The organism is Amycolatopsis sp. NBRC 101858 (assembly GCF_030269325.1).
Taxonomy (GTDB): domain Bacteria; phylum Actinomycetota; class Actinomycetes; order Mycobacteriales; family Pseudonocardiaceae; genus Amycolatopsis; species Amycolatopsis ponsaeliensis.
Genome location: NZ_BSTD01000001.1, coordinates 716276 through 740253, shown reverse-complemented (window position 1 = coordinate 740253; position 23978 = coordinate 716276). Strand labels below are relative to the sequence as shown.

Genomic DNA, 23978 nt, shown 5'->3' with positions numbered 1-23978 from the left:
ACCCGATACGCGGCCGAGAAGTGATCAGCTCCTTTCCGACCTGCCTTTATGCGCTGTTCGGGTGAGTTCGGGATCCTATTGTGGCCGCCCGTGGCACACTCTATTCCGAGGGGTTCCGCCGGTGCGTCCGGCGTGGCCGGAGGGTGGTGCGCTCGGCCGTCTTTCTTTGTCGTGCCTACGTTTTCAGTCCGCCTTCGAGCTCGTGTGCGCGTGCCTGTCCGGCCGGTGCGCGCGCGTTTTCGCCTGCACGGAGGAGGAAGTCATGCGTTATCGCCCACTCGGTTCCGATCCGGCCGACCCGCGTCTGGGCCGGTTCATTCCGGACGACTGGCGGCACGTCGAACGGTATCCGCTCACCGCGCTCTCCGACGCGCATCGGCCCCGCCGGGCGCCGGTCGTGATCGGGGTCAACTGGTACTCCGCGTTCGACACCCCGGAGCAGGACGGCGCCTCGGGTGAGTTCTTCATCGCCAAGGCCGGTGTCACGAAGCTGGGCCGGATCCGCGGCGGCCACTGCGTCTGCCTCGAGCCGGGCGGCACCCCGGACACCGACGCCTGGTACGCGTTCTACGACCAGGGCAAGGAAGGCGCCTGCGTCGGCTTCGGCTGGTCGCGGTGCATGTCGATCTTCAACGGCAGCGAGTACACCGCCCGCTGGCTCTGGGACGCGGCCAAGAAGCGCGACGAGTGGCCCGAGACCAACCCCGGCGACGACAACGGCACGTCGGTCCGCGCCGCGGCCGAGGTGCTCAAGGAAGCCGGGCACGTCCTGTGGGAGGACTCCTACGCCACCGACGACTGGGAGGCGCGCGAGAAGTACGCGCCCGAGGCCAAGCAGGGCATCAAGGCGTTCCGCTGGGCCAAGTCGGTCGACGACGTGCACTCGGTGCTCGCCAACCCGCGGGCCGACGAACTCGGCGCCGTGCCGCTGCTCAACTCGTGGGGTCCGGGCTACCCGCACCGCACCTACCTGCCCGACGAAGTGCTCGCCAAGCTGATCGAAGAAGACGGCGAGATCGCGGTCCCGACCGATCGGTGATCCGCAACCGCTCCCGCGGTGCGTAACAGAGGGCGCGTTTCCCCAGGTCAAGGCCGGGGGAACGCGCCCTCTGGCCACTTTGGACAAGTCAACGTGCCGACCCTGAATCCATGCAGTACTGTCCGGATCCGACAGGACAGTGGTGATTCCTGTGGGTTGTTGTCCAGTTTGAAAAGAGGTGGGTCGGGTGCTCGTCCTAGCCGATGCGAACCTGCGACTCGACGCGAGCGCGATCGACTACATCGAGTTGGCGTTCTACTTCGTGCTCGTGCTCGGCATCGGGTACCTGGCACGGCGTCAAGTGTCCAGCAGTCTCGACTTCTTCCTGTCGGGCCGCTCGCTGCCCGCCTGGGTCACCGGCCTGGCGTTCATCTCGGCGAACCTCGGTGCCGTCGAGGTCATGGGCATGTCGGCCAACGGCGCCCAGTACGGCCTGCCGACGGTGCACTACTTCTGGATCGGCGCGATCCCGGCGATGCTGTTCCTCGGCATCGTGATGATGCCGTTCTACTACGGCTCGAAGGTCCGCAGCGTTCCCGAGTTCATGCGCCGCCGCTTCGGCAAGCCGGCGCACCTCGTCAACGGCATCAGCTTCGCCGCCGCCCAGATCCTGATCGCGGGCGCGAACCTGTTCCTGCTGGCCAGCGTGGTGAACCTGCTGCTGGGCTGGCCGCTGTGGGTGTCGATCATCATCGCCGCCGTGATCGTCCTCTCCTACACCGCGCTCGGCGGCCTCTCCGCCGCGATCTACAACGAGGTCCTGCAGTTCTTCGTGATCGTCATCGCGCTGGTGCCGCTGACGATCATCGGCCTGGTCAAGGTCGGCGGCTGGCAGGGCCTGGTGGACAAGGTCACCACCAGCCCGGGCGGCACCGCGCAGCTGCACTCCTGGCCGGGTGACAACCTGACCGGCTTCGGCAACAACATCCTCTCGATCCTCGGCATCGTGTTCGGTCTGGGCTTCGTGCTCTCGTTCGGGTACTGGACGACGAACTTCGTCGAGGTCCAGCGCGCGATGGCGTCGAAGAGCATGTCCGCCGCGCGGCGGACGCCGATCATCGGCGCGTTCCCGAAGATGCTGGTCCCGTTCATCGTGATCATCCCCGGCATGATCGCCGCGGTCACCGTGTCCGAGTACGTCAAGGACAAGCAGGTCCTGCTCGACGGCGGCAAGGCGGAAAGCGGCGTCACCTTCAACAACGCGCTCCTGCTGCTGATGCGCGACCTGCTGCCCAACGGCATGCTCGGCATAGCCATCGCCGGCCTGCTCGCGTCGTTCATGGCCGGCATGGCCGCGAACCTCAGCTCGTTCAACACGGTCTTCACGTACGACATCTGGCAGACCTACATCAAGAAGGACAAGCCGGACGGCTACTACCTGCGCCTCGGCCGCATCGTGACGTCGGCGGGCACGGTCCTCGCCATCGGCACCGCGTTCATCGCGTCGAACTCCGGCAACATCCTGAACTACCTGCAGGACCTGTTCTCGTTCTTCAACGCGCCGCTGTTCGCGACCTTCATCCTGGGCATGTTCTGGAAGCGGATGACCCCGCACGCCGGCTGGAGCGGCCTGGTGTTCGGTACGGCGTCCGCCGTCACGATCTGGGGCCTGTCGCAGGCGGGGTACATCGGGCTCGAGGGCCAGGGCACCAGCTTCGTGGCCGCGGGAGTCGCGTTCGTCGTCGACATCGTGGTGAGCGTCGCCGTGTCGCTGGCGACCAAGCCGAAGCCGGACGAAGAGCTGGTCGGGCTGGTCTACTCGCTCACCCCGAAGGAAACGCGCAAGCACGACGACACCGGCGAGAACGCGGGCTGGTACCGCAAGCCGGGCCTGCTCGCGGGCATCGTGCTCATCCTGACCATCGCCCTCAACGCCATCTTCTAGGAGGCCGGTTATGGCTACCGAGTCCGGCGCGCGGCCCAAGAAGGCAGGCGCTTTCGACATCCGGCTGATCATCGCCCTGCTGATCGGCGTCTACGGCGTCATCCTCACCGTGATGGGTGCCTTCTTCACTTCCGACGCGGAGCTGAAGAAGGCGGCGGACGTCAACATCAACCTGTGGGCCGGCATCGGCATGCTCGTGGTGACGGCGCTGTTCGTCATCTGGGCCCGGGTCCGGCCGCTCGTCGTGCCGGCCGAGCCCGAGAGCGAAGACACACCCGCCGCCCCGGCCGAATAGCCGGGTTGTCCGGACAGGGGCGCGAGGTTCCCGCTACCGTGCACCGCGTGCTCCCTGACGTCCGGCGCCGCCGTCTCCCGAAGCTGTTCCTGCTGGTCACCGCCCTCGCGCTGCCGCTGACCGCGTGCGGGCAGGACCTCGGCAAGTCCAACTTCGCGCGGACGACGGTGCCCGCGGCGGCCGGCGGCGGCCAGGTCTCCGACGGCCCGATCACCGACGCCGCCGTGGCGGCGAACGTGCTGCGCACGATCAAACCGTGCCAGTTCCTCACCAAGGAGGCCCTCGGCGCGCTGGGCCTCGGCACGGTCGAGGAGGACCCGTCGCCGTCGTCGATCGCCTTCGACCGGTGCACCAACAAGGTGAAGGACCCCGGTGGCAAGGAGATCCGGCTCGAGTTCGAGATCGGCGGCACGCTGCTGCCGCACGCGGACAAGACGACCGGCCAGGTCGGCGGGCTGCCGCTGCGCGTGAACAAGACCGACGACACGAGCTGCACGGTCGCGACGATGACGGCGCTGAACCCGGACATGGCCCTCACGATTTCGGTCACCTACCCCGGCGACCCGTGCCGGCCCGGCCAGACGCTGATGGACGCCGTCGTGCAGAAGGTCCACAACTCGCCGGAGAAGTACTCGACGCCGGCGGGCACCGTGCTGACCGCCGACCCGTGCGCCATGGCCGACACCGCGGCGGTCGCCCCCGCCGTGCCGTCGGCGAAGTCCGCGCCCTCGGGCCTGCACTCCTGCCAGTGGCAGAGCAACGGCGCCAACCCGACCGTCACCGTCGAGTTCCTGCCGGGACTGCCGCCGATCGTCGGGGACGGTTACTCCAAGGTGGACCTCGGCAACGGCGTGACAGCTTTTCAGAAGCAGGCCGACGGGAGCGCGTCGCGGTGCACGGTGCAGTGGCAGCACCGGCCGTGGCAGGGCGACGACGTCGAGCTGGCCCAAGTGGACTACGAGAACTACAACGCGAGCCCGAACGCCGACGATCCGTGCGGCAAGGCGGTCACCGTCGCGAAGAACGTCGTCACGAAGCTCCCCAAACCCTGATCTGGCGGTAGCCCGCGCGGAGAGGTAGGAAGGGGACACCCCACCCGCCGATGTGCCGGAGGTTGCCGTGAAGAAGATCATCAACGATCCGGCGAACGTGGTCGTGGAGTCGCTGCGGGGCCTCGCCGCCGCGCACGCGGACATCCTGCGCGTCCAGGAGGATCCGGACGTGGTGGTCCGAGCCGACGCACCGGTCGCCGGGAAGGTCGCCGTCATCTCCGGCGGCGGGTCCGGGCACGAGCCGCTGCACGGCGGGTTCGTCGGCCAGGGGATGCTCGCCGCCGCCGTCCCCGGCGCGGTGTTCACCTCGCCGACGCCGGACGCGGTGCAGGCCGCCGTCACCGCGACCACCGGCGACGCGGGTGCCCTGCTCATCGTGAAGAACTACACCGGCGACGTGCTGAACTTCGAGACGGCCGCCGAGCTGGCCGCCGCCGAAGGCCTGGAGGTGCGCAGCGTCGTGATCGACGACGACGTCGCGGTCAAGGACTCGACCTACACCGCGGGCCGCCGCGGGGTCGGCGGCACGGTGCTGCTGGAGAAGATCACCGGCGCGGCCGCCGAGCGCGGCGACTCGCTCGACGCCGTGACCGCGCTGGCGCAGAAGGTGATCGGCCAGGTGCGCTCGATCGGCGTCGCGCTGACCGCGCCGACCGTGCCGCACGCCGGCACGCCCAGCTTCGACCTCGGCGACGGCGAGATCGAGTTCGGCATCGGCATCCACGGCGAGCCCGGCCGGGAACGGATCCCGCTCGAGCCGGCCGACGCGCTGGTGGCGCGGCTGGTCCAGGCCGTGGTGGAGGACCTGCCGTTCTCCTCCGGTGACCGCGTGCTGCTGTTCACCAACTCGATGGGGGCCACCCCGCTCGTCGAGCTCTACCTGGCGCACGGCATCGCCGAGCGGCTGCTGGCCGAGCGTGGGATCGTGGTCGAACGCCGGCTGGTCGGCCCGTACATCACCAGCCTCGAGATGCAGGGGATGAGTCTGACGTTGCTCAAGCTGGACGACGAGCTGACCGAGCTCTGGGACGCCCCGGTCAACACCGCGGCGCTGCGGTGGGGGGTCTGATGACCTGCAAGGCCGACGGGGTCGCGGCGGCCGTGCGCGCTGCTGCGGCCGTGGTCGCCGAGCACCGCGCCGAGCTGATCGACCTCGACCGCGCGATCGGCGACGGTGACCACGGCGAGAACCTGAACCGCGGGTTCGCCGCCGTCGTGGCGGCCCTCGACGCGGGCGCGCCGGAGACGCCGGGTGCGGTCCTGAAGCTCGTCGCGACGACGTTGATCTCGAAGGTCGGCGGGGCGGCGGGTCCGTTGTACGGCACGGCTTTCCTGCGTGCGTCCGCGAAGCTCGGCACCGCCGGGGACCTGGACGTCCCGGCGCTGCTGGACGCGCTGCGCGCCGGGCTCGAAGGCGTCCAGGCCCGCGGGAAGGCCGTGGGCGGCGACGCGACCATGGTCGACGCCCTGATCCCGGCGGTGTCGGCCGCCGAAAAGGCGGCCGAGGACGGCGGGGACGTCGCCGCGGTGCTGACCGCGGCGGCCGACGCGGCCGACCGCGGCGCCGAGTCCACAGTGGACCTCGTGCCGCGCAAGGGCCGGGCGTCGTACCTGGGCGAGCGGGCGGTGGGGCACCTGGACCCCGGCGCGCGGTCCTCGGCCCTGCTGCTGCGCGCGTTCGCGGAGGCCGCCCGGTGAGTGTCGGCATCGTGCTCGTTTCGCACAGCGCGAAGCTCGCGGAAGGCCTGGCGGAGCTGGCCGCCCAGATGGCGCCGGACGTCACCATCATGGCCGCTGGAGGTCTGTCCGACGGCTCGATCGGCACCGACTACGACGAGGTCGTCGCGGCCACCCAGCGCGCCGACTCCGGCGACGGCGTCGTGCTGCTCTACGACCTCGGCAGCGCCCAGATGACCGCCGAGCTGGCCGTCGAATCGCTCGCCGACCCCTCGGCGGCCATCGTCGCCGACGGCCCGCTGGTCGAAGGCGCGATCGCGGCGGCGGTCGCGGCGCAGTCGGGCCAGGGCCGCAAGGCGGTGGCGGAGGCCGCCGCGGCCGCCGGGATGCCGGAGGACCTGGCCCTCTCCGAGGTCACGGCCGGTGGTGACGAGATCGAGCTGGAGCTGCACAACGAAGTCGGCCTGCACGCGCGGCCCGCCGCGGTGCTGGTGCGCGCGCTGAGCGAGTTCGACGCCGAAGTCACCGTGCGGCTCGGCGAGCAGGAGGCCGACGCCAAGAGCGTGCTGGCGCTGATGTCGCTGGGTGCCCGCCAGGGTGACCGGATCCGCCTGCAGGCGAGCGGCCCGCAGGCTGCCGCCGCGCTGACCAAGGCGAAAGAGCTGGTGGACGGCAACTTCGGCGAGTGAACCCGGCTCGCCGACCGGGTGACTTGCACGGTACTGACTCGATTCCGTCTGGGCTTCCGACGGTCGCGTGTGGCAGAGTCAGGGGCCAATTACCAGCGAGTAACATCTCTGGAGGCCTCGATGGCGCGGGACATCTCGACGGTCGGAGTGGTCGGCCTGGGCACGATGGGGGCCGGGATCGCCGAAGTGCTCGCGCGCAGCGGGCTCGACGTCGTCACGGTCGAGCTCGACCAGCCGGGGGTCGAGCGGGGCCGCGGTCACCTGCGGCACTCCACCGAACGCGCGCTCTCCGGCGGAAAGCTCGACGAGGCCGGCCGGGAGGCGCTGCTGGACCGGATCCGGTACAGCACTTCGCTGTCGGATCTGTCCGAAGTGGACCTGGTGATCGAGGCGATCCCGGAAAGCCTCGAGCTGAAGGCCGACGTCTTCACCGAGCTGGACAAGATCACCCGGCCGGACGTCGTGTTCGTGTCCAACACCTCGTCGCTGTCGATCACCGAGATCGGGGTGCACACCGCGCGCCCCGGCAAGGTCGTCGGCATGCACTTCTTCAACCCGGCGCCGGTGCAGAAGCTCGTCGAGATCGTGAAGACCGTGGTCACCGAGCCGGAGGTGGTCACCGAGGTGGTCGCGTTCGCCGAGCGGCTCGGCAAGGTGCCGGTGGTGATCGGCGACCGGGCCGGCTTCATCGCGAACGCGCTGCTGTTCGGCTACCTCAACCACGCGGTGCGGATGTACGAGCAGCGCTACGCCACGCGCGAGGACCTGGACGCCGCGATGCGCTTCGGCTGCGGGTACCCGATGGGCCCGCTGGCGCTGCTCGACCTGATCGGGCTGGACACCGCCTACGAGATCCTCGACACGATGTACCACCAGTCCCGCAACCGGCTGCACGCGCCGGCGCCGCTGCTCAAGCAGATGATCACGGCGGGCCAGCTCGGCCGCAAGACGGGCCGCGGGTTCTACGCCTACGACGCACCGGACTCGCCCAACGTCGTCTCGGACGCGACGGCAGCGTCCACTGTGGATGGTGCCGCGCCGCGGCCGGTCGCCCGCGTCGGCGTGATCGGCACCGGGACGATGGCGACCGGCATCGCGGAAGTCTTCGCGAAGCGCGGCCTCGACGTCGTGCTGCGCGCCCGGAGCCTGGAGAAGGCGCAGGCGTCCGTCGCGAAGGTGAAGAAGTCGCTCGACAAGGCCGTGGTCAAGGGGAAGCTGTCCGAAGAGGACGCGGCCCTCGCCTTGTCGAGGATCACCCCGGTCACCGACTTCGAAGCACTGGCCGACGTCGACCTGGTCGTCGAGGCGGTGGCCGAAGAGCTTTCGGTGAAGCAGGCGGTGTTCGCGGCGCTGGACGAGGTCGTCCGCCCGGGCGCGGTGCTGGCGACGACGACGTCTTCGCTGCCGGTGATCGAGTGCGCGGCGGCGACCTCCCGGCCCTCCGACGTGATCGGTCTCCACTTCTTCAACCCGGCCCCGGTGATGAAGCTGGTGGAGGTGGTCTCGACGATCGCGACCGCCCCGGACGTGGTGGCGACGGCGAGCGCGGTCTGCGCCGCGGTGGGCAAGCACGCGGTCCACTGTGGAGACCGGGCGGGCTTCATCGTCAACGCGCTGCTGTTCCCGTACCTGAACGACGCGGTGAAGATGCTGGAGGCCCACTACGCGGGGGCGAACGACATCGACACGGCGATGAAGGTGGGCTGCGGCCTGCCGATGGGCCCCTTCGAGCTGCTGGACGTCGTCGGGCTGGACGTTTCCCTGGCCATCCAGCGGACGCTGTACAACGAGTTCCGCGAAGAGGGCTTCGCGCCGGCGCCGCTGCTGGAGCACCTCGTGACGGCCGGGCGGCTGGGCCGGAAGACCGGGAAGGGCTTCAAGGACTACTGATCAGCTGCCCAGGCTGAGGGCGACGTTCCCGTTCCGCGCGTCGTCGGGCTGCACCATGATCCGGCCCCGGTGGGACACCTCGACGAGGTAGAACTTCTCGCCCGCCGGAACGTTCGGCGCGGACAGCGTGAACACGCAGCTCCCGCCGCCGTTCGGCCGCCCGGTCCCGAGCGCGCCTTGGGAGAGCACGGTTCCCGCGGCGTTGTAGACGGTGACCGTCGTCCCGGTGGTGATGTCCGAATAGCCGCCGGAACCACCGCAGGTGCTGTAGCCGTACCCGCCGCTGTTCAGCGTGAACGTGCCGCGGAGGTCGAACGCCTCCGCGGGGGTGCCGGGCGTGCTGATCGGGGCGCCGGAGCCGGCCAGGTCCAGGCCGGCCCACAGGGCGCCGACCAGTGCGGCGCCGGCGGCGGCCGAGAGCACCAGGTGCCAGGGATTCGTCTTCGCCCGCCCCGGCGGCGAAGCCTGCGGCGGTGCCCAGGGGTCGGGCAGTACGGGTTCGAACGCACTGGTCATCGCCAGTCCTCCTCCGGCACTTCGGGGCTTGCTCCGTTTGTACGCAGGAGGTCGGCCGGGCGGCGGCGGTCGTTACCCCGGTGCCCGGATCGTGATCGGCCGGCTCAGCGGGCGGCCACCTCCCCGAGGACCGGTTTCACGTCCAGGACCGGGGTGCCGTCGATCGCTTCCAGGCCCGTCACCGTGAGCGTGCCGTTCCCGGCCGCCGTCACCGTCACCGTGTGGAGGCCGATCGGGTTCGGGCGGTCCGGGGAGCGCGTCGAAAACACCCCTTCGCGGGGGCGCGCCGGGTCGCTGCGCGGGTGGACCGCCTGGACCTCGCGGTCGGCTTCGTGCAGCCACGTCAGCAGCACCAGGCGATCGCCCGGACGGAGATCGGCCGCCGCCGGGTGGAACTCCGGCGCGAACACCACCCGGGCCGGCGGGGCGCCTTCGTCGCCCTGTCTCGGGGCCGCGGTGCGGTCCTGGAGCGGAGACTCGACGCGCGCCACCGGGCGCACCTCGTAGCTCGTCACTTGTAGTACCCCTCGACGGGCACCCGGGCCTCGTCGAACAGGGCCGGGCCTTCCGTCTCGTAGCCCCACGTGACCGGCGGGCGCAGGGTGAGGAACTGCTCCGCCGACAGCGCGTAGACGACGCGGCCGAGCCCGGACCGCTCGATCGCGCCGGTGCACATCCCGCACGGCTGGGTGCTGGTGAACATCGTGGTCGCCGCCGCGACCTCGGGGGTCAGGTTCTGCGCCGCCCAGCGGGCGAGCTTCAGCTCCGGGTGCGCCGTGATGTCGTTGTCGGTCAACGAGGTGTTGCGGTCCTCGGCGAGGACGTTGCCGTCGGCGTTGGCCAGCAGCGAGCCGAACGGCGGGTTGCCGTGTTCCTCGCGCGCTTCGCGGGCGAGCTCGATCGCGCGCCGCAGCAGGGCTTCTTCGGTTTCTTTCACCGGTTTTCCTTCCAGGAAGCGGCAATCGCCGCGAGGTCCCGCCACGCGATCTCCGGGCGGAGGGTTTCGGCGGGGTCCGCATCGAACGGGTCGAGCACGACGGTGTCCGCGCCCAGCGCCCGCAGCTGTGTCAGGTCGTCGAGGACCTGCTCGAGGGTGCCTTCCCCGGCGCGCCGGTCCGGGCCGGTCACCGGTTCGCCGGTCACCCGCAGGAGGATCCGCGGCGCGAACGCCGGCACCGGCCGGTCGCCGGCCAGGGTTTTCAGGCGTGCCAAGCCTTCCCGGAAGCCGGACATGGTCATCCGCAGCGGGTGCCACGCGTCGCCGAGCTCCACCGCGCGGCGCAGCCCCGCGTCGCTGTGCCCGCCCAGCCACAGCGGGATCGGGCCGGCCCGGTAGTCGTCGTGGTCGGCCCAGGCCGCGCGGATCGCCCGGAGGTACTCGCCGGTGAGCTTCCCGCGCTGGTCGAACGGGACGCCGAGCGCGTCGAACTCCTGCTTCGCCCAGCCGATCCCGGCCCCGATCACCAGCCGGCCGCCGCTGAGCGCGTCGAGGTTCGCCGCCATCCGGGCCACCAGCAGGGGATGCCGGTACGGCACGACCAGCACGGTGGTGCCGAGTCGCACCTTTTCGGTGACGCCCGCGAGCCACGACAGCGTCGTGAACGGCTCGTAGAACGGCGCCGGGTACTGGCCCGCGACGTCCGGGGTGATCGCGACGTGGTCGGACACCATCAGCAGGTCGTAGCCGAGGCCTTCCACGGTCCGCGCCCAAGCGCGCAACGCACCGGGGTCGGTGCCGGGGCCGAAGTTGGGGACGTTCACGCCGATCTTCACCCGGAAAGGCTATCGAGGTCAAAGCGGTGATCGGAAGGGATCGATCACGGCGTTCGGCGGCTTCGGCCGTGGATCTCGCGGTACATTCGCCGGATGACCGAGACTCTCGATCAGACGGACTGGGCCATCCTGGTCGAGCTCCAGCAGGACGCCCGGCTGCCGCTCACCGAGCTCGGCCGCCGCGTGAACCTCAGCGCGTCGGCCACGACCGAACGGCTCCGGCGGCTCGAGGCGGCCGGCGTGATCACCGGCTACCGCGCCGACATCGACCTCGGCAAGGTCGGCTACCCGGTGCTCGCCGTCGTCCGGCTCAAGTACCCCGGCAGCCGGCACGAGGCCCTGCACAAGCTGCTCGGCGAGCGTCTCGAGATCCTCGAATGCCTGCGCACCACCGGCGACGACTGCTACACGCTCAAGATCGCCGCGGCCTCGATGGCCCACCTCGAGCACACGATGGACGAGCTGGCCCAGTTCGGCAGCACGACCACGAACGTCGTCTACAGCCAGACGCTGCCCTACCGCGGACCACGGGAGCCCGCTCGTGACCTCGACGCCTGAGCGCATCGTCGTCTACGGCGTGACCGGCTCGGGCAAGTCGACGCTCGCGGCCCGGATCGCCGAGCGCACCGGCCTGCCGTACGTCTCGGCCGACGACCTCACCTGGCTGCCGGGGTGGGTCCAGGTGTCCGACGAGGAGCAGCGCCGCCGCATCGCCGAGGTGTGCGCGGGGGAACGCTGGGTTCTCGATGCCGCCTACAGCAGGTGGAAGGACGTCGTGCTGCCGCGCACGCAGCTCATCGTGGGTCTCGACTACCCGCGCTGGCTTTCCCTGGGCCGTCTGGTGCGCCGGACGGCGCTGCGGTCGGTGACCCGCGAGCGGATCTGCAACGGCAACGTCGAGTCGTTCCGCCAGATGTTCTCCGCGGACTCGATCATCCACTGGCACTTCGCGTCGTTCGCGCGGAAACGGGCGACCATCCGGGCGTGGGCCGCCGAACCGCCGTGCCCCGCGGTCGTGCGGATGACGTCTCCGCGCGAGACCCGCCGCTGGCTCGAGTCGCTCTGACTCAGGCGCCCGGCGGGAGCAGCGGGCCGCCGCTCCAGTGCTGGAACACGAGGTTCGTGTGCACGCGGGCGACCTCGTCCCGGGCGGTCAGCTCGTCGAGGACCAGCCGCTGCAACTCGCCGGCGGAGCTGGTCGCGACGTGCGCGAGGAAGTCGTCCGGCCCGGTCAGGTGGTAGACCGCGCGGACTTCGGGCAGCGACAGCAGGTGCTCGATGAACGGGTCCACCAGCGGCCGCCGGTGCGGGCGGACCTGGACGAACAGGAACGCTTCGAGCGGGCGCCCCAGCTTCGCCGCGTCGACCGACGCGTGCTGCCCGGTGATCACGCCGGTGTCCCGCAGCCGGGCGACGCGGTCCAGGCACGTCGACGGCGCGATGCCGACCGCGGCGGCCAGGTCCTTGTTGGTGACCCGGGCATCGTTCTGGAGCAGGCGCAGAATCTCGAGGTCGACCGGACTCAGTTCGACAGAATCGGACATCGGCGAATGATATCCGAGACTGTTGCTTCGGATCCGGTGAAAGCTCGACCATGCTGGCATGACCTCTTCGCTGCGCACGCGTGCCGTCCACGCCGGCCGTGACGACCTCACGGACCTCGGCGTGCACGCCGTCCCGCTCGACCTGTCGACGACCTACCCCTCCCGCGACAGTGCCGCCGAAGCCGCCCGGATCGACGAGTTCGCCGCCGGCGGCGAACTCGACGGCCCGCCGATCTACGGCCGGGTGGGCAACCCGACCGTCGAACGGTTCGAGCGCGCGCTCGCCGAGCTCGAAGGCTTCGAGCACGGCGTCGCGTTCGCCAGCGGCATGGCCGCCGTCTCGGCCTGCCTGCTTTCCGCGGTGTCGCAAGGGAAACGCCACATCGTCGCCGTGCGCCCGCTGTACGGCTGCAGTGACCACCTGCTCGAGTCCGGGCTGCTCGGTACCGAGGTCACCTGGGCCGCGCCGGACGCCGTCGCCGCCGCGCTGCGGCCCGACACCGGGCTGGTGTTCGTCGAGACGCCGGCCAACCCGACGCTCGCCGAGGCCGACATCGCCGCGCTGGCTGTTGCCTGCGGAGACGTGCCGCTGTTGGTGGACAACACTTTCGCGACTCCGGTGCTGCAGCGCCCGGGCCTCCACGGCGCACGGATCGTGCTGCACAGCGCGACGAAGTTCCTCGGCGGCCACGGCGACGTGATGGGCGGGGTCGTCGCGTGCGACGCGGAGGAAGCCGCCCGGCTGCGGCAGATCCGCTTCGCGACCGGCGGCGTGCTGCACCCGCTCGCCGGATACCTGTTGCTGCGCGGGCTTTCCACGCTGCCGCTGCGCGTCAACGCCGCGTCGGCCACCGCGGCGACGCTGGCCTCACGGCTCGGAGACCACCCGGCGGTGACGGCCGTCCACTACCCGCGGCTCGGCGGGCCGCTGGTGGCGTTCGAGGTCGACGGCGACCCGCACGCCCTGATCGGCGCGGTCCGGCTGATCACGCCGGCCGTCAGCCTCGGCAGCGTCGACACGCTGATCCAGCACCCCGGGTCGATCAGCCACCGGATCGTCGACGCGGGCGACCGGCACGACGCCGGCGTGTCCGACCAGCTGATCCGGCTGTCGGCCGGGCTCGAGGACGTCGAGGACCTCTGGGCCGACCTGGAGCAGGCGCTGAAGTCGCTTTAAGGGTCCGGGCCGGGCTCCGCAAGGGCGAGCGATTCAGCCGCAGCAGCCGCCGCCACAGCAGCCACCGCCGCCGCCCGCCGGGACCGCGGGTCCGCTCGCGGCCCCGGTGAGGGCGACCGTGGTGAGCAGCTTGACGGTGTCGGCGTGGCCGTCCGGGCAGGTCGCCGGCGCGCTCGATTCGCTCATCGGGCGCAGGAGCTCGAAGGTCTCGGTGCACTCGCGGCAGCGGTAGGCGTAGGTCGGCATGCCGCGATTATCGCCGGAGGAGTCCGGGGATGGGAAGCTGGGCGCGTGCAGCCGCCACCGCTTGCCGACGTCCCGCACCTCGGCCAGGTCGTCCCGTCCCTGCTCACCGCGCTCGGGGTGCCCGGCTTCGGGAACACGCTGGCGCTGCCGGAGGCCCGCAGCGCCGGGGTCCTGCTGGTCGACGGGCTCGGCTGGGAGCTGCTGGCCGAGCACGCCGCCGACGCGCCGGTGCTGACCGAACTCGCCCGGGAGTCGCTGCGCGTGGGCTTCCCGTCCACGACGGCCGCCGGGGTGGCGGCGATCGGCACCGGGCTCGCTTCCGGCGAGCACGGCATGGTCGGCTACACCTTCGAGATGCCCGGCACCGGGGTGCTCAACGCGTTGCGCTGGTGCAGCCACGAAGACGGCAGTGACCTGCGTGGCGCCCTCCCGCCCCGCGAGGTGCAACCGCTGGCGACGACGTTCGAACGGGCGGCCGCGGCGGGCATCGCCGCTGCGGTGGTGTCGTCCGCCAAGTTCCGCGACACGGCCCTGACCCTGGCCACCCAGAGCGGTGCGCAGTACGCCGGGGTGCACGCGCTGGGGGACCTCGCCGCGCGCACGTTGTCGGTGCTCGGCGAGCGGGCGTTCTGCTACGCCTACCACAGTGAACTCGACCTGCTGGGGCACGTGTACGGCCCCGGGTCCACCGCGTGGCGGATGCAGCTGCGGCAGATCGACCGGCTCGTCGAGTCCCTTGTGGACGGTCTGCCGGCCGGGGCCCTGCTCGCGGTGGTGGCCGACCACGGGATGGTCACCGTCGACGACAAGCTCGACCTCGAAGACGTCCCGGAGCTGCTGTCCGGCGTCCGGACCTTCGGGGGCGAGGTGCGCGCCCGGCACGTCTACACCGAGCCGGGCGCGGCCGCGGACGTCCTCGCGGCCTGGCGGGAGGTGCTGGGCGAGCGGGCCTGGGTGCGGTCGCGTGAGGAGGCGATCGCCGAGGGGTGGTTCGGCCACACGGTCAGCGACCGGGTGCTGCCGCGGATCGGCGACGTCGTCGCGGCGGCCCGGGGGCGGTTCGGGATGGTGCGGGGGCTCGCCGAAGCCGTGGAGACGTCGCTGATCGGGCAGCACGGGTCGCTCACCACGGCCGAACAGCTGGTGCCGCTGGCGCTCGCCCAAGGGTGACGGGTCCCGTTCTTCGAGAACGTGCCCCGGCGGGAACTTTCCCCGCCGGTGTGCCGACCTGTCCACTGCGTACCGGATCGACGAGGAGTGGGCGGGATGAGCGGGCTGGACAGGATCGGGGTCGTCGGGGCGGGTGGTGAGGGACGGGCCGTCGCGGCCCACCTCGCCTCGCGGGGGCTGCCCGTGCACCTCTGCACGCGGGATCTCTCGGCGGTGCGGGACATGGCGCGCCGGCGGGAGATCGTCGCGAGCGGGGTGCTCGACGGCCGGTTCCCGCTCTGCGCGAGGTGACGGCGGATCCCGCGTCGCTGGCCGGGCGGGCCGTGGTGCTGGTCGCGACCGTGACGACCGCCTATCCGGAGGTCGCCGTCCGGCTGGCGCCGTACCTTCGCGCAGGCCAGGTGGTGGTCCTGTTCTCCGACAAGCTGTGCGGGAGCGTCGAGTTCGCGCACGCGCTCGCCGCCGCCGGGGCACCGGAGGTCGACGTCGTCGAGACCGACGCGCTGTTCGCCGCGCGGCCGTCCGGGACCGGCGGGGTGACCGTGCTGGGGGCCAAGGGGTGGAACCTGATCTCCGGCAGCACGCCGGCCGCCGTCGGACGGCACGCCGGGCTGCTGCGCGAGTGGTTCCCGATGCTGGAGGTCGCGCGCAACCCCGTCGAACGCGGCCTGCACGACTTCGGCGCGGTCGCGCACGTGCCGATCGCGCTCGCCAACCTCGGCACCATCGACCGCGCGGAGGAGCTGCTCTTCTACGTCGAAGGCGTTTCCCACCGCACGATCGCGCTGCTGGAACGGACCGAGGCCGAGTTCGCCGCCGTCGCGCGGGCCTACGGCGCGCGGCTGCTGCCCATGACCGAGGTCCTCGACCGCTACTACGGCTGCCCGGCCACGACGTTGCTCGACGCGTTGCGGACGGTGGAGCCGTACCGGACGATCGCCGCGCCGACCAGCCTCGACCACCGCTTCCTGACCGAGGACATCCGGTCGACGCTCGTGCCGCTGCAGGCACTCGCGCGGTGTGCCGGGGTCGCGACGCCGATGGTCGACGCCGCCATCACGATCATGTCCGTGCTCGGGGGCGAGGACTTGCGGCGGACCGGGCGGACGCTGGCCCGGCTCGGCTGGGACGGCCTCGGCCATGACGGAATCCGCCGCCGGTTGCGGGCAGGCGGCCGGGTGGCGGGCCGCGCGGCCTGAGGCCTTCCCGTCACCGGTGATCGGGCGGGCATCACGTGTGATTGGACCGGCATCTCGCGTGATTGGAGGGGCATCACGTGTGATTGAGGGGTCGACACGCGTGATTGAAGGGTCGACACGTGTGATTGGAGGGTCGACTCGCGTGATTGGAGGGTCGACACGCGTGCCTGGACGGTCGGTTCGCGTGCCTGGAGGGTCGGCTTGCGTGCCTGGAGGGTCGGCTTGCGTACCTGGGGACGACTCGTCTGCCTGGGCTGGGGGCGGGGCGGATACCGTTTGGGGGTGCCTCGACGCAACCGTCCCGGCCGCCGCGGGGACGGTGGGCCGCCCGAACGCGACCTCGGTGCCGCCACCGGCTGGGCCCGGGCCGAGTCCGGCGCCGACGGGGACTGGCTCGTGCGGACCGTGCCCGGTTCGCAGGCCACCAAGGACTACCGGTGCCCCGGCTGCGACCACGAGATCCGGCCGGGCACGCCGCACCTCGTCGTCTGGCCCGCCGACGAGACCGGCTCCGTCGCCGACCGGCGGCACTGGCACCGCGCCTGCTGGGACGCCCGGGCCCGCCGGCGGCCGAACCGCCGCCGGTGACCCGATTCCTTCTGGAGTTGTCAAACACCGCCCGGCTCAGCGCCGGTAGTGCCGCGACATCGCGCCTTCGTACATCTCCTCCGTGTACTCGGTGAAGCCGAGCCGCTCCGCCACCCGCAGCGACGGCTTGTTCGCGATGCTCACGCTCGCCAGCACCGGCACCGACGGCAGTTCGCGGGCACACCACTCCAGGACCGCCAGCCCGGCCTCGCCCGCGTACCCCTTGCCCCACGCCGACGGCCGGAACCGGTAGCCGAGGTTCAGCACCTTCTCGCCGTGGAACTCCCGCAGTCGCACCCCGCACATGCCGAGCACCTCGGTGCCGCCGCGTTCGGTCACCGCCGGGTAGCCGAAGCCGTGCTCGGCCCAGTGCGCCAGCCACTCCGAGAACATCGCCGACGCGCGCGGGACGTCGGGCGGGTCGGGGTGGAAGCGGTTGGTGCGCGGGTCCGTGTGGATGTCGACCATCGCCTGCCGGTCCGCCTCGTGGAGCGGACGCAGCAGCAGCCGGTCGGTTTCGATGTCGGTGAACACATCGGCGAAGCTAGCGCGGGGGTCCGACAAAAACGTCCGACAAGATATCCCGCATGACCGAACTGCCGCTGGTCCTCCTCCACGCCTTTCCCCTGGACGCCCGCATGTGGAACGCGGTGCGCGAGCCCCTCGCTTCACACCTTCGGGTGATCACTCCGGACCAGCGCGGGCTGGGCCGCTCGCCGCTGCCGGACTCGGACCGCGAGCCGAGCCTCGAGGACGCCGCGCGCGACGTCGTCGCCCTGCTGGACCGCCTGGAGCTGGACCGCGTCGTGCTCGGCGGCTGCTCGATGGGCGGCTACCTCGCGATGGCCGTGCTGCGGCTGGCGCCGGAGCGGGTCGGCGGGCTCGTGCTCATCGACACCAAGGCCACGCCGGACACGCCCGAGGCCGCGCAGAGCCGGCTGGAAGTCGCCAGGCGCGTCGAGGACGAAGGCATCGGGGGCTGGCTCGCCGAGGCCAACCTGCCGAACCTGCTGGCCGGGTCGACGCGCGAGCGGCGGCCGGACGTCGTCGAGACGGTCCGGGAGATCATCGAATCGCAGCCGCCCGCCGGGATCTCGTGGACGGCGCTCGCGCTGCGGACGCGGCCCGACTCCCTCGGACTGCTCCGGGAAGCGAAGGTCCCCGCGCTGGTCGTCGTCGGCGAAGAGGACCCGATCACGCCGGTCGCGGCGGCGAGCGCGATGGTCGAGGTCATGGACGGCGCGACGCTCGTGGTGCTCCCGGAGGCCGGCCACCTGACCCCGCTGGAGGACCCGGCGGGCGTGGTCGAGGCGATCCTCTCCTGGTACCCGGCGACTCACGAAAAGTAGGCGGCGAGCGCCGCGCGGGCGCCGGGGAGCCGGTGCGGGAACCGGATCGCGATGACGTACTGCCACACGACCGAGTAGAGCTCCCGCACCCGGATCCAAGGAGCGAGTCCGGCCTCGTCGACCGGGCCCGGGTAGGCGGCCAAGAACTCCGGGCCGCCCTGCCGGGCGAGGATCCCGAGGTCCCAGGCCGGCGGGCCGAGCCAGGTGTCCTCGAAGTCCAGCCAGCAGGGTCCCGCGGGCGTGGCGATCACGTTGCCGGGGTGCGCGTCGCCGTGCAGCGGCTGCACGGGGACGTCCGGCAGCGCCGCGGCGAGGCGCGCCGCCTCCGCGCGCAACCGGGGCGTCTCGCCGTCCAGGTCGTGCCGGTCGAAGATGCGCTCCAGGTCGTCGAGCGGGCCGCGCCGGGGGAGCTCGCCCGGGAACTCCCGCAACGCCGAGTGCACCTCGGCGAGCGACCGCGCGACGACGTCCGGTGCGTACCGGTGGTCCGGATCGTGCGGCGTGTGGTGCCAGAGCGTGACCGGCAGTCCCTCGGCGAAATGCGGTCCGGCCGGGGGATCCGTGGCCGGTGAGACGACGCGCACACCACGGTCGGTGAGGAACCGGGAGAGGGCCACGTCCCGTTCCTGCCACGCCGGCCCGGGGCGCGCGAGGCGGGTGGTCCCCGGCACCCGCGCGACCAGCGGACCCAGCTTCACCAGCACGTTCGAGCGTTCGTGGAGCACCTCGGGCTCGTGGTCGCGCAGACCCAGCCGGGAGGTCACGATCCGTGCCGCACGGACCGCGGCACGCGTGTATTCGTCGGCCACGGCCCGATCTTGCCAGCCGGTGCGCGCGACTGTCGGTGACGAGGGCTACGATCCCCCTTGACCGCTGAACCGGGCCCTGCCCACCTCGGCGGCCGGACGATGACCACCACGAGGTTTGAGTGTTGGAGGCAGGAGTGACGGCCGTAGCCCCCAAGCCGATCGCGACGCGCCCGTACCCCGCGCGCGAGTCGGTCAAGGGTTCGTACCTGCTGCGGTTGTTCCGCACGACGGACCACAAGCAGATCGGGATCATGTACCTGGTCACGTCGTTCGCCTTCTTCATGGCGGGCGGCGCGATGGCGATGCTGATCCGCACCGAGCTGGCGCGGCCCGGGCAGCAGTTCCTTTCGCAGGAGCAGTACAACCAGCTGTTCACCATGCACGGCACGGTGATGCTGCTGCTGTACGCGACCCCGATCCTCTTCGGCTTCGCGAACTTCGTGCTCCCGCTGCAGATCGGCTCGCCGGACGTCGCGTTCCCGCGGCTGAACGCGTTCTCGTACTGGCTGTACCTCTTCGGCGGCCTGATCGTGCTGTCGGGCTTCCTGACGCCGGGTGGCGCCGCCGACTTCGGCTGGTTCGCCTACACCCCGCTGTCGGACGCGATCCACTCGCCGGGCGTCGGCGCGGACCTGTGGATCTCCGGCCTGGTGGTCTCCGGTCTCGGCACCATCCTCGGCGCGGTCAACATGGTCACCACCGTGGTCTGCCTGCGCGCGCCAGGCATGACGATGTACCGGATGCCGATCTTCACCTGGAACATCCTGGTGACGTCGATCCTGATCCTGCTCGCCTTCCCGATCCTGACCGCGGCCCTGATGGGCCTGCTGGCGGACCGGCACCTCGGGGCGCACGTGTTCGACCCCGAAAACGGCGGCGTGATCCTCTGGCAGCACCTCTTCTGGTTCTTCGGCCATCCCGAGGTCTACATCGTCGCGCTCCCGTTCTTCGGGATCGTGTCGGAGATCTTCCCGGTCTTCAGCCGCAAGCCGATGTTCGGCTACAAGAGCCTGGTCTGGGCGACGCTGGCGATCGCGGCGCTGTCGGTCGCGGTGTGGGCGCACCACATGTACGCCACCGGCGCCGTGCTGCTGCCGTTCTTCTCCTTCATGACGTTCCTGATCGCGGTCCCGACCGGCGTGAAGTTCTTCAACTGGATCGGCACGATGTGGAAGGGCCAGCTGTCCTTCGAGACGCCGATGATCTTCTCGATGGGCTTCATCGTCACGTTCCTCTTCGGCGGCCTGACCGGCATCATGCTGGCCGCGCCGGCGATCGACTTCCACGTGTCGGACAGCTACTTCGTCGTCGCGCACTTCCACTACGTGCTCTACGGCACGATCGTGTTCGCCACCTTCGCCGGCATCTACTTCTGGTTCCCGAAGATCACCGGCCGGATGATGGACGAGAAGCTCGGCAAGTGGCACTTCTGGACCACGTTCATCGGCTTCCACGGCACGTTCCTCGTCCAGCACTGGCTGGGCGCGGAGGGCATGCCGCGCCGGTACGCGGACTACCTGACCAGTGACGGCTTCACGACGCTGAACACGATCTCGACGATCGGCGCGTACATCCTCGGTGCCTCGACGCTGCCGTTCATCTGGAACGTCTTCAAGAGCTACCGGTACGGCGAGATCGTCACGGTGGACGACCCGTGGGGCTACGGCAACTCGCTCGAGTGGGCGACGTCCTGCCCGCCGCCGCGGCACAACTTCACCGAGCTGCCCCGGATCCGCTCCGAGCGGCCCGCGTTCGAGCTGCACTACCCGCACATGATCGAGCGCCTCCACAAGGAGGGCGAGATCGGCTTCTTCGGGAAGCAGAAGGTCAACAGCCACGCGGCGCCGTCGCAGGTGCTCACCGAAGCGGTGATCCCCGGAGACCACTCCAACGACAACGCGAGCGAGCAGGGCGACAAGTAGGACACCTGATCGAGTGAGCGCGTGCCCGGCTTATGTGAAGCCGGGCACGCGCTCTACTTATGTCCGCGGCCGGACCGGCAGACTGATCGTGCAGCGTCGCCGAACGAGGGATGACCAGTGACCCAGACCCCCGTCCTGATCACGACCACGGGCCCCGACAAGCCGGGCGTCTCGTCCGTGCTGTTCGCCGTACTGACCCGGCACGATGTCGACGTGCTCGACGTCGAGCAGGTCGTCATCCGCGGGCAACTCGTGCTCGGCGTGCTCGCCGGCGTGTACCGCGACCCGGAGGGCCTGCAGGAGTCGGTCGAGCAGGCAATGGCGTCCGTCGGCATGACGGTCGACGTCAAGATCGGCTCGGCGATCGGGGACGACCCGTTCGCGCTCGGCCGCCGCGACTCCACCCACGTGCTGGTGGTGCTGGGCCGTCCGGTCACCGCGCGGGGCTTCTCGGAGGTCGCGCGCCGGCTGGCCTCGCTGGGCGCCAACATCGACGCGATCCGCAGCGTCGCCGACTACCCGGTGACCGGGCTGGAACTGTACGTCTCGGTCGACCAGGACACCCCCGAGGCCGACACCGCCCTGCGCTCGGCGCTGGCCGACGCCGCGGTCGAGGTGGGCGTCGACATCGCCGTCGAACGGGCCGGGATCACGCGCCGGGCGAAGCGGCTGGTCGTCTTCGACGTCGACTCGACGCTCATCCAGGGCGAGGTCATCGAGATGCTGGGCGCGCACGCCGGCGTCGAGCCGGAGATCCGCGAGATCACCGAGGCCGCCATGCGCGGCGAGCTCAACTTCACGCAATCGCTGGAACGCCGGGTCGCGTTGCTGGCGGGCCTGCCCGCGACGGCGATCGACGAGGTCGCCGCGTCGATCGAGCTGACCCCGGGTGCCCGCACGACGATCCGCACGCTCAAGCGGATGGGGTTCAAGACCGGCGTGGTATCCGGCGGGTTCACCCAGGTCATCGGCGGCCTGGTGGCGGAGCTCGGCCTCGACTTCGCGGCGGCGAACGAGCTCGAGATCGTCGACGGCAAGCTCACCGGGCGCGTGGTCGGGGACGTCGTAGACCGTGCGGGCAAGGCGAAGGTGCTTCGCCGCGTCGCCGGCGAGTACGACATCCCGCTGGAACAGTGCGTTGCGGTCGGGGACGGCGCCAACGACATCGACATGCTGTCGGCGGCCGGCATGGGTGTCGCCTTCAACGCCAAGCCCGCGCTGCGCGAGGTGGCCGACACCGCGCTGTCGCACCCGTACCTCGACGCCGTGTTGTTCGTGCTCGGTCTCACCCGCGGTGAGGTCGAGGCGGCCGACGCCGCCGACGGACTCGAGCTGATGCGTCCGTGAGCAGCGTTCTCGACCCCCTGGGTGCCCGCTACGCCTACTGGCTGGGGCTTCCGGCCGAAGACACTTCGGACACTTCCGACGAGCTCCCGGAGGAAGTCCGGGCGATGCCGGTCATCCTGCGCATCGAGCGGGCCGAGCCGCCGGGCCGCACGCCGCTGCTGGAGGCCGCGGCGGCCGCCGCGCTGGCGGTCTGCCTCGACGAGCGCGCCGAGCCCGGCGGCGAGTGGGCCGAGCCGATGCACGCGTGGCTCGACAACCGGATCCGCAAGGTGGCGCGCCGGGCGCGGGGCGCGCACTGGGCGGCCGTGCAGGAGCTGCCGGGCATCACGATCGAGATCGACGGCGCCGAGGCACGAGCCCTCGTGCCCGGACTGGTCGCCGAGGCGCCCAAGAAGGTCTCGCGGCTGCAGATCTCGGGCAGCGAGCTGCCGCCCGACGAGCCCGGGCCGCCGCCCGCCGGCGTCCCGCGGCTCCTGCTCAACCCGCACGCGCCGATGACCGTCGGCAAGGCCGCCGCGCAGGTCGGGCACGCCACGATGATCCTCGCGGCGCTGCTGGACGACGTCGCGCTGGCCGGCTGGGCCGCGCAGGGCTACCGGACCGCCGTGCGCACGGCGAGCGTCGCGCGGTGGAAGGAACTGCACCCCGGGGACGACCCCGAGGGCGCGTGGCGGCGCGATCGCGTCGTGGCCGTCCGGGACGCCGGGTTCACCGAGGTCGACCCGGGCACGATCACGGTTCTCGCCCAGTGGGCGCCGGAACAAGCGGTTTCCTGACCGGGTTGGAGCGGGCATGGGACTCGAAGTACAGCGCGACGGCCAGCACTCCTTCGTCGGCCGCAACGACCGGGGCGCTTCGGTGCGGCTGGGTCGCACCGGCGCGGAAGGGGCGTTCTCGCCCGCGGAACTGCTGCAGATCGCGGCCGCGGGCTGCAGCGCGGTGACCGCCGAAGAGCTGATCACGCGGCGGGTGGGCGAAGACGCGAAGTTCCGCGTGACCGTCAGCGCCGACCGGCGTGAGGGTGCCTCGGAGCTGGACGCGGTGCACGTCGCGTTCGATGTCGACGTGTCGACTTTGGCGGCGGATCAGCGGGAAGCGCTGGCCGGTGCCGTGGACCGCGCGATCGAGCGGCTCTGCACGGTGAGCCGGACGCTCAAGAAGGGGATTCCGGTGACGGAGGAGTTCCCGGCTTAGGGTCGGGAGCCACCGGGATCAGGGTGTCCCACTCCTCGGCGAGCTTGCTCTGGTTCTGCTCGTCGAGGAAGGGGAGCACCACGTGGCACGACCGGCACGCCCGGCCGTGCCTGGCGAAGACGGCGGGCCGGGATTCGAGGAAACCCGGCCGCTTGAAGAGGAGCCGCACCCAGCCACCACTGTCGACGGCGAGGTCCGCGAGCGGGCTCAAGCTGTCTTCGGTGCCGCAGACCGGGCAGCGCACGTCAGTTTTCGCTGGATTCCCAGACCACGTAGGCCTGGTCGGCGTCGGTCGTCATGGCCTCGATGAACTTCTCGTTGTCGAAGCCGGGCAACGCCTGCAAACGCTCGATCAGCGCGTCGGCCGCCGGGTCGCCGCTCGGGACCGCTGTGCCCTTGCCGTCCGTGCCCACCAGCATGAAGAACACGTCTTCGTTCCACGGGCCGTCGGGGATCACGCGGACCATCACCGACGACAGACCGGCCCACGTGACAGCTTCTTCGCTGCCGTCCGCGAGCCGCCGCCGTACGCCGGTGTCGTCGACACTGACGGTCCGGGACTGTGCGCTGGACGAATCCTGGGTCAACCGGTGCTCCCTATTGTTGCTTGGGTTGCT

General features: G+C 71.1%; 30 protein-coding genes. 20 read left to right on the top strand and 10 right to left on the bottom strand.

The genetic code is table 11. The features are described from left to right. The first annotated feature begins 262 nt into the window (after positions 1-262). The 8 genes from QSK39_RS03480 to QSK39_RS03445 all read left to right on the top strand — a co-directional run bounded on the left by QSK39_RS03480 (position 263) and on the right by QSK39_RS03445 (position 8527). Complete coding sequence (locus QSK39_RS03480; protein WP_285476208.1) at positions 263-1039, top strand: hypothetical protein; 777 nt, start codon at positions 263-265, stop codon at positions 1037-1039. A gap of 187 nt (positions 1040-1226) precedes the next feature. After that, positions 1227-2924 (top strand): sodium:solute symporter family protein, encoded by a 1698-nt coding sequence (locus QSK39_RS03475; RefSeq protein WP_285476207.1) that lies wholly within the window; start codon positions 1227-1229, stop codon positions 2922-2924. Between the two features lie 10 nt (positions 2925-2934). Beyond that, on the top strand, positions 2935-3219 hold the full coding sequence (locus QSK39_RS03470; RefSeq protein WP_285476206.1) for a hypothetical protein: 285 nt from the start codon (positions 2935-2937) through the stop codon (positions 3217-3219). A gap of 47 nt (positions 3220-3266) precedes the next feature. Then, positions 3267-4271 (top strand): DUF3558 domain-containing protein, encoded by a 1005-nt coding sequence (locus tag QSK39_RS03465; RefSeq protein WP_285476205.1) that lies wholly within the window; start codon positions 3267-3269, stop codon positions 4269-4271. Between the two features lie 67 nt (positions 4272-4338). Further along, positions 4339-5340 (top strand): dihydroxyacetone kinase subunit DhaK, encoded by a 1002-nt coding sequence (dhaK, locus tag QSK39_RS03460; protein ID WP_285476204.1) that lies wholly within the window; start codon positions 4339-4341, stop codon positions 5338-5340. Further along, on the top strand, positions 5340-5969 hold the full coding sequence (gene dhaL / locus QSK39_RS03455) for a dihydroxyacetone kinase subunit DhaL (protein WP_285476203.1): 630 nt from the start codon (positions 5340-5342) through the stop codon (positions 5967-5969). Before dhaK ends, dhaL begins: the two co-directional genes overlap by 1 nt. After that, on the top strand, positions 5966-6637 hold the full coding sequence (gene dhaM / locus QSK39_RS03450; RefSeq protein WP_285476202.1) for a dihydroxyacetone kinase phosphoryl donor subunit DhaM: 672 nt from the start codon (positions 5966-5968) through the stop codon (positions 6635-6637). Before dhaL ends, dhaM begins: the two co-directional genes overlap by 4 nt. Before the next feature lie 120 nt (positions 6638-6757). Beyond that, positions 6758-8527, top strand: coding sequence for a 3-hydroxyacyl-CoA dehydrogenase family protein (locus QSK39_RS03445; protein WP_285476201.1), 1770 nt, complete (start codon positions 6758-6760; stop codon positions 8525-8527). Here QSK39_RS03445 and QSK39_RS03440 read toward each other — a convergent pair whose 3' ends face one another. From QSK39_RS03440 to QSK39_RS03425, 4 genes are all read right to left on the bottom strand, one after another. Then, complete coding sequence (locus QSK39_RS03440) at positions 8528-9043, bottom strand: hypothetical protein (protein WP_285476200.1); 516 nt, start codon at positions 9041-9043, stop codon at positions 8528-8530. A 104-nt stretch (positions 9044-9147) separates the two neighbouring features. Continuing rightward, entirely contained in the window at positions 9148-9558 is a 411-nt protein-coding gene (gene tsaA / locus QSK39_RS03435) for a tRNA (N6-threonylcarbamoyladenosine(37)-N6)-methyltransferase TrmO (protein ID WP_285476199.1), read from the bottom strand. After that, positions 9555-9980, bottom strand: a complete 426-nt coding sequence (locus QSK39_RS03430; RefSeq protein ID WP_285476198.1) for a nucleoside deaminase — start codon at positions 9978-9980, stop codon at positions 9555-9557. Before QSK39_RS03430 ends, tsaA begins: the two co-directional genes overlap by 4 nt. After that, a complete protein-coding gene (locus QSK39_RS03425; RefSeq protein ID WP_285476197.1) occupies positions 9977-10816 on the bottom strand; it encodes an LLM class flavin-dependent oxidoreductase in 840 nt (279 codons plus the stop codon). Before QSK39_RS03425 ends, QSK39_RS03430 begins: the two co-directional genes overlap by 4 nt. A 93-nt stretch (positions 10817-10909) precedes the next feature. Between QSK39_RS03425 and QSK39_RS03420 the strand changes: the two genes are divergently transcribed. Next, positions 10910-11374, top strand: coding sequence for an Lrp/AsnC family transcriptional regulator (locus tag QSK39_RS03420; protein ID WP_285476196.1), 465 nt, complete (start codon positions 10910-10912; stop codon positions 11372-11374). Then, the gene (locus QSK39_RS03415; protein WP_285476195.1) at positions 11358-11882 is read left to right on the top strand and encodes a P-loop NTPase family protein; all 525 of its coding nucleotides are present in this window, start codon (positions 11358-11360) and stop codon (positions 11880-11882) included. Before QSK39_RS03420 ends, QSK39_RS03415 begins: the two co-directional genes overlap by 17 nt. 1 nt (position 11883) lies before the next feature. On the opposite strand, the gene QSK39_RS03410 is transcribed toward QSK39_RS03415, so the two are convergent. Further along, positions 11884-12360: an Lrp/AsnC family transcriptional regulator gene (locus QSK39_RS03410; RefSeq protein ID WP_285476194.1), complete on the bottom strand. Its 477-nt coding sequence runs from the start codon at positions 12358-12360 to the stop codon at positions 11884-11886. A gap of 58 nt (positions 12361-12418) precedes the next feature. Here QSK39_RS03410 and QSK39_RS03405 point away from each other — a divergent pair, with 58 nt between their 5' ends. Continuing rightward, positions 12419-13537, top strand: a complete 1119-nt coding sequence (locus QSK39_RS03405) for a trans-sulfuration enzyme family protein (RefSeq protein ID WP_285476193.1) — start codon at positions 12419-12421, stop codon at positions 13535-13537. Between the two features lie 33 nt (positions 13538-13570). Here QSK39_RS03405 and QSK39_RS03400 read toward each other — a convergent pair whose 3' ends face one another. Beyond that, positions 13571-13783, bottom strand: a complete 213-nt coding sequence (locus QSK39_RS03400; RefSeq protein ID WP_285476192.1) for an FmdB family zinc ribbon protein — start codon at positions 13781-13783, stop codon at positions 13571-13573. Positions 13784-13828: 45 nt separating this feature from the next. Between QSK39_RS03400 and QSK39_RS03395 the strand changes: the two genes are divergently transcribed. From QSK39_RS03395 to QSK39_RS03380, 4 genes are all read left to right on the top strand, one after another. Further along, the gene (locus tag QSK39_RS03395; protein ID WP_285476191.1) at positions 13829-14953 is read left to right on the top strand and encodes an alkaline phosphatase family protein; all 1125 of its coding nucleotides are present in this window, start codon (positions 13829-13831) and stop codon (positions 14951-14953) included. A gap of 96 nt (positions 14954-15049) precedes the next feature. Next, the gene (locus QSK39_RS03390) at positions 15050-15244 is read left to right on the top strand and encodes a hypothetical protein (RefSeq protein ID WP_285476190.1); all 195 of its coding nucleotides are present in this window, start codon (positions 15050-15052) and stop codon (positions 15242-15244) included. After that, positions 15241-16152: an NAD/NADP octopine/nopaline dehydrogenase family protein gene (locus QSK39_RS03385; protein WP_285476189.1), complete on the top strand. Its 912-nt coding sequence runs from the start codon at positions 15241-15243 to the stop codon at positions 16150-16152. Before QSK39_RS03390 ends, QSK39_RS03385 begins: the two co-directional genes overlap by 4 nt. Before the next feature lie 282 nt (positions 16153-16434). Then, complete coding sequence (locus QSK39_RS03380; protein ID WP_285476188.1) at positions 16435-16740, top strand: Rv1322 family protein; 306 nt, start codon at positions 16435-16437, stop codon at positions 16738-16740. A gap of 36 nt (positions 16741-16776) precedes the next feature. Here QSK39_RS03380 and QSK39_RS03375 read toward each other — a convergent pair whose 3' ends face one another. After that, entirely contained in the window at positions 16777-17274 is a 498-nt protein-coding gene (locus tag QSK39_RS03375; RefSeq protein WP_285476187.1) for a GNAT family N-acetyltransferase, read from the bottom strand. A gap of 53 nt (positions 17275-17327) precedes the next feature. On the opposite strand from QSK39_RS03375, the gene QSK39_RS03370 reads away from it, so the two are divergent. Beyond that, on the top strand, positions 17328-18089 hold the full coding sequence (locus QSK39_RS03370) for an alpha/beta fold hydrolase (protein ID WP_285476186.1): 762 nt from the start codon (positions 17328-17330) through the stop codon (positions 18087-18089). Here QSK39_RS03370 and QSK39_RS03365 read toward each other — a convergent pair. Then, positions 18077-18898, bottom strand: coding sequence for an aminoglycoside phosphotransferase family protein (locus QSK39_RS03365; protein WP_285476185.1), 822 nt, complete (start codon positions 18896-18898; stop codon positions 18077-18079). The genes QSK39_RS03370 and QSK39_RS03365 overlap by 13 nt on opposite strands. A 134-nt stretch (positions 18899-19032) precedes the next feature. Between QSK39_RS03365 and ctaD the strand changes: the two genes are divergently transcribed. The 4 genes from ctaD (at position 19033) to QSK39_RS03345 (ending at position 23361) form a co-directional block, all read left to right on the top strand. After that, entirely contained in the window at positions 19033-20820 is a 1788-nt protein-coding gene (gene ctaD, locus QSK39_RS03360; RefSeq protein ID WP_285476184.1) for an aa3-type cytochrome oxidase subunit I, read from the top strand. A gap of 117 nt (positions 20821-20937) precedes the next feature. Next, positions 20938-22167: a phosphoserine phosphatase SerB gene (gene serB / locus QSK39_RS03355; protein WP_285476183.1), complete on the top strand. Its 1230-nt coding sequence runs from the start codon at positions 20938-20940 to the stop codon at positions 22165-22167. Next, positions 22164-22943 carry a peptidyl-tRNA hydrolase gene (locus QSK39_RS03350; RefSeq protein ID WP_285476182.1) on the top strand — a complete coding sequence of 260 codons (780 nt, stop codon included), beginning with the start codon at positions 22164-22166 and terminating at the stop codon, positions 22941-22943. The genes serB and QSK39_RS03350 overlap by 4 nt, the downstream gene beginning before the upstream one ends. A gap of 16 nt (positions 22944-22959) precedes the next feature. Then, complete coding sequence (locus QSK39_RS03345) at positions 22960-23361, top strand: OsmC family protein (protein WP_285476181.1); 402 nt, start codon at positions 22960-22962, stop codon at positions 23359-23361. Here QSK39_RS03345 and QSK39_RS03340 read toward each other — a convergent pair. Together QSK39_RS03340 and QSK39_RS03335 are read right to left on the bottom strand one after the other, a co-directional pair. Further along, positions 23321-23572 (bottom strand): hypothetical protein, encoded by a 252-nt coding sequence (locus tag QSK39_RS03340; RefSeq protein ID WP_285476180.1) that lies wholly within the window; start codon positions 23570-23572, stop codon positions 23321-23323. The genes QSK39_RS03345 and QSK39_RS03340 overlap by 41 nt on opposite strands. Positions 23573-23606: 34 nt before the next feature. Further along, a complete protein-coding gene (locus tag QSK39_RS03335) occupies positions 23607-23948 on the bottom strand; it encodes a hypothetical protein (protein WP_086672538.1) in 342 nt (113 codons plus the stop codon). Between the last annotated feature and the right edge of the window lie 30 nt (positions 23949-23978).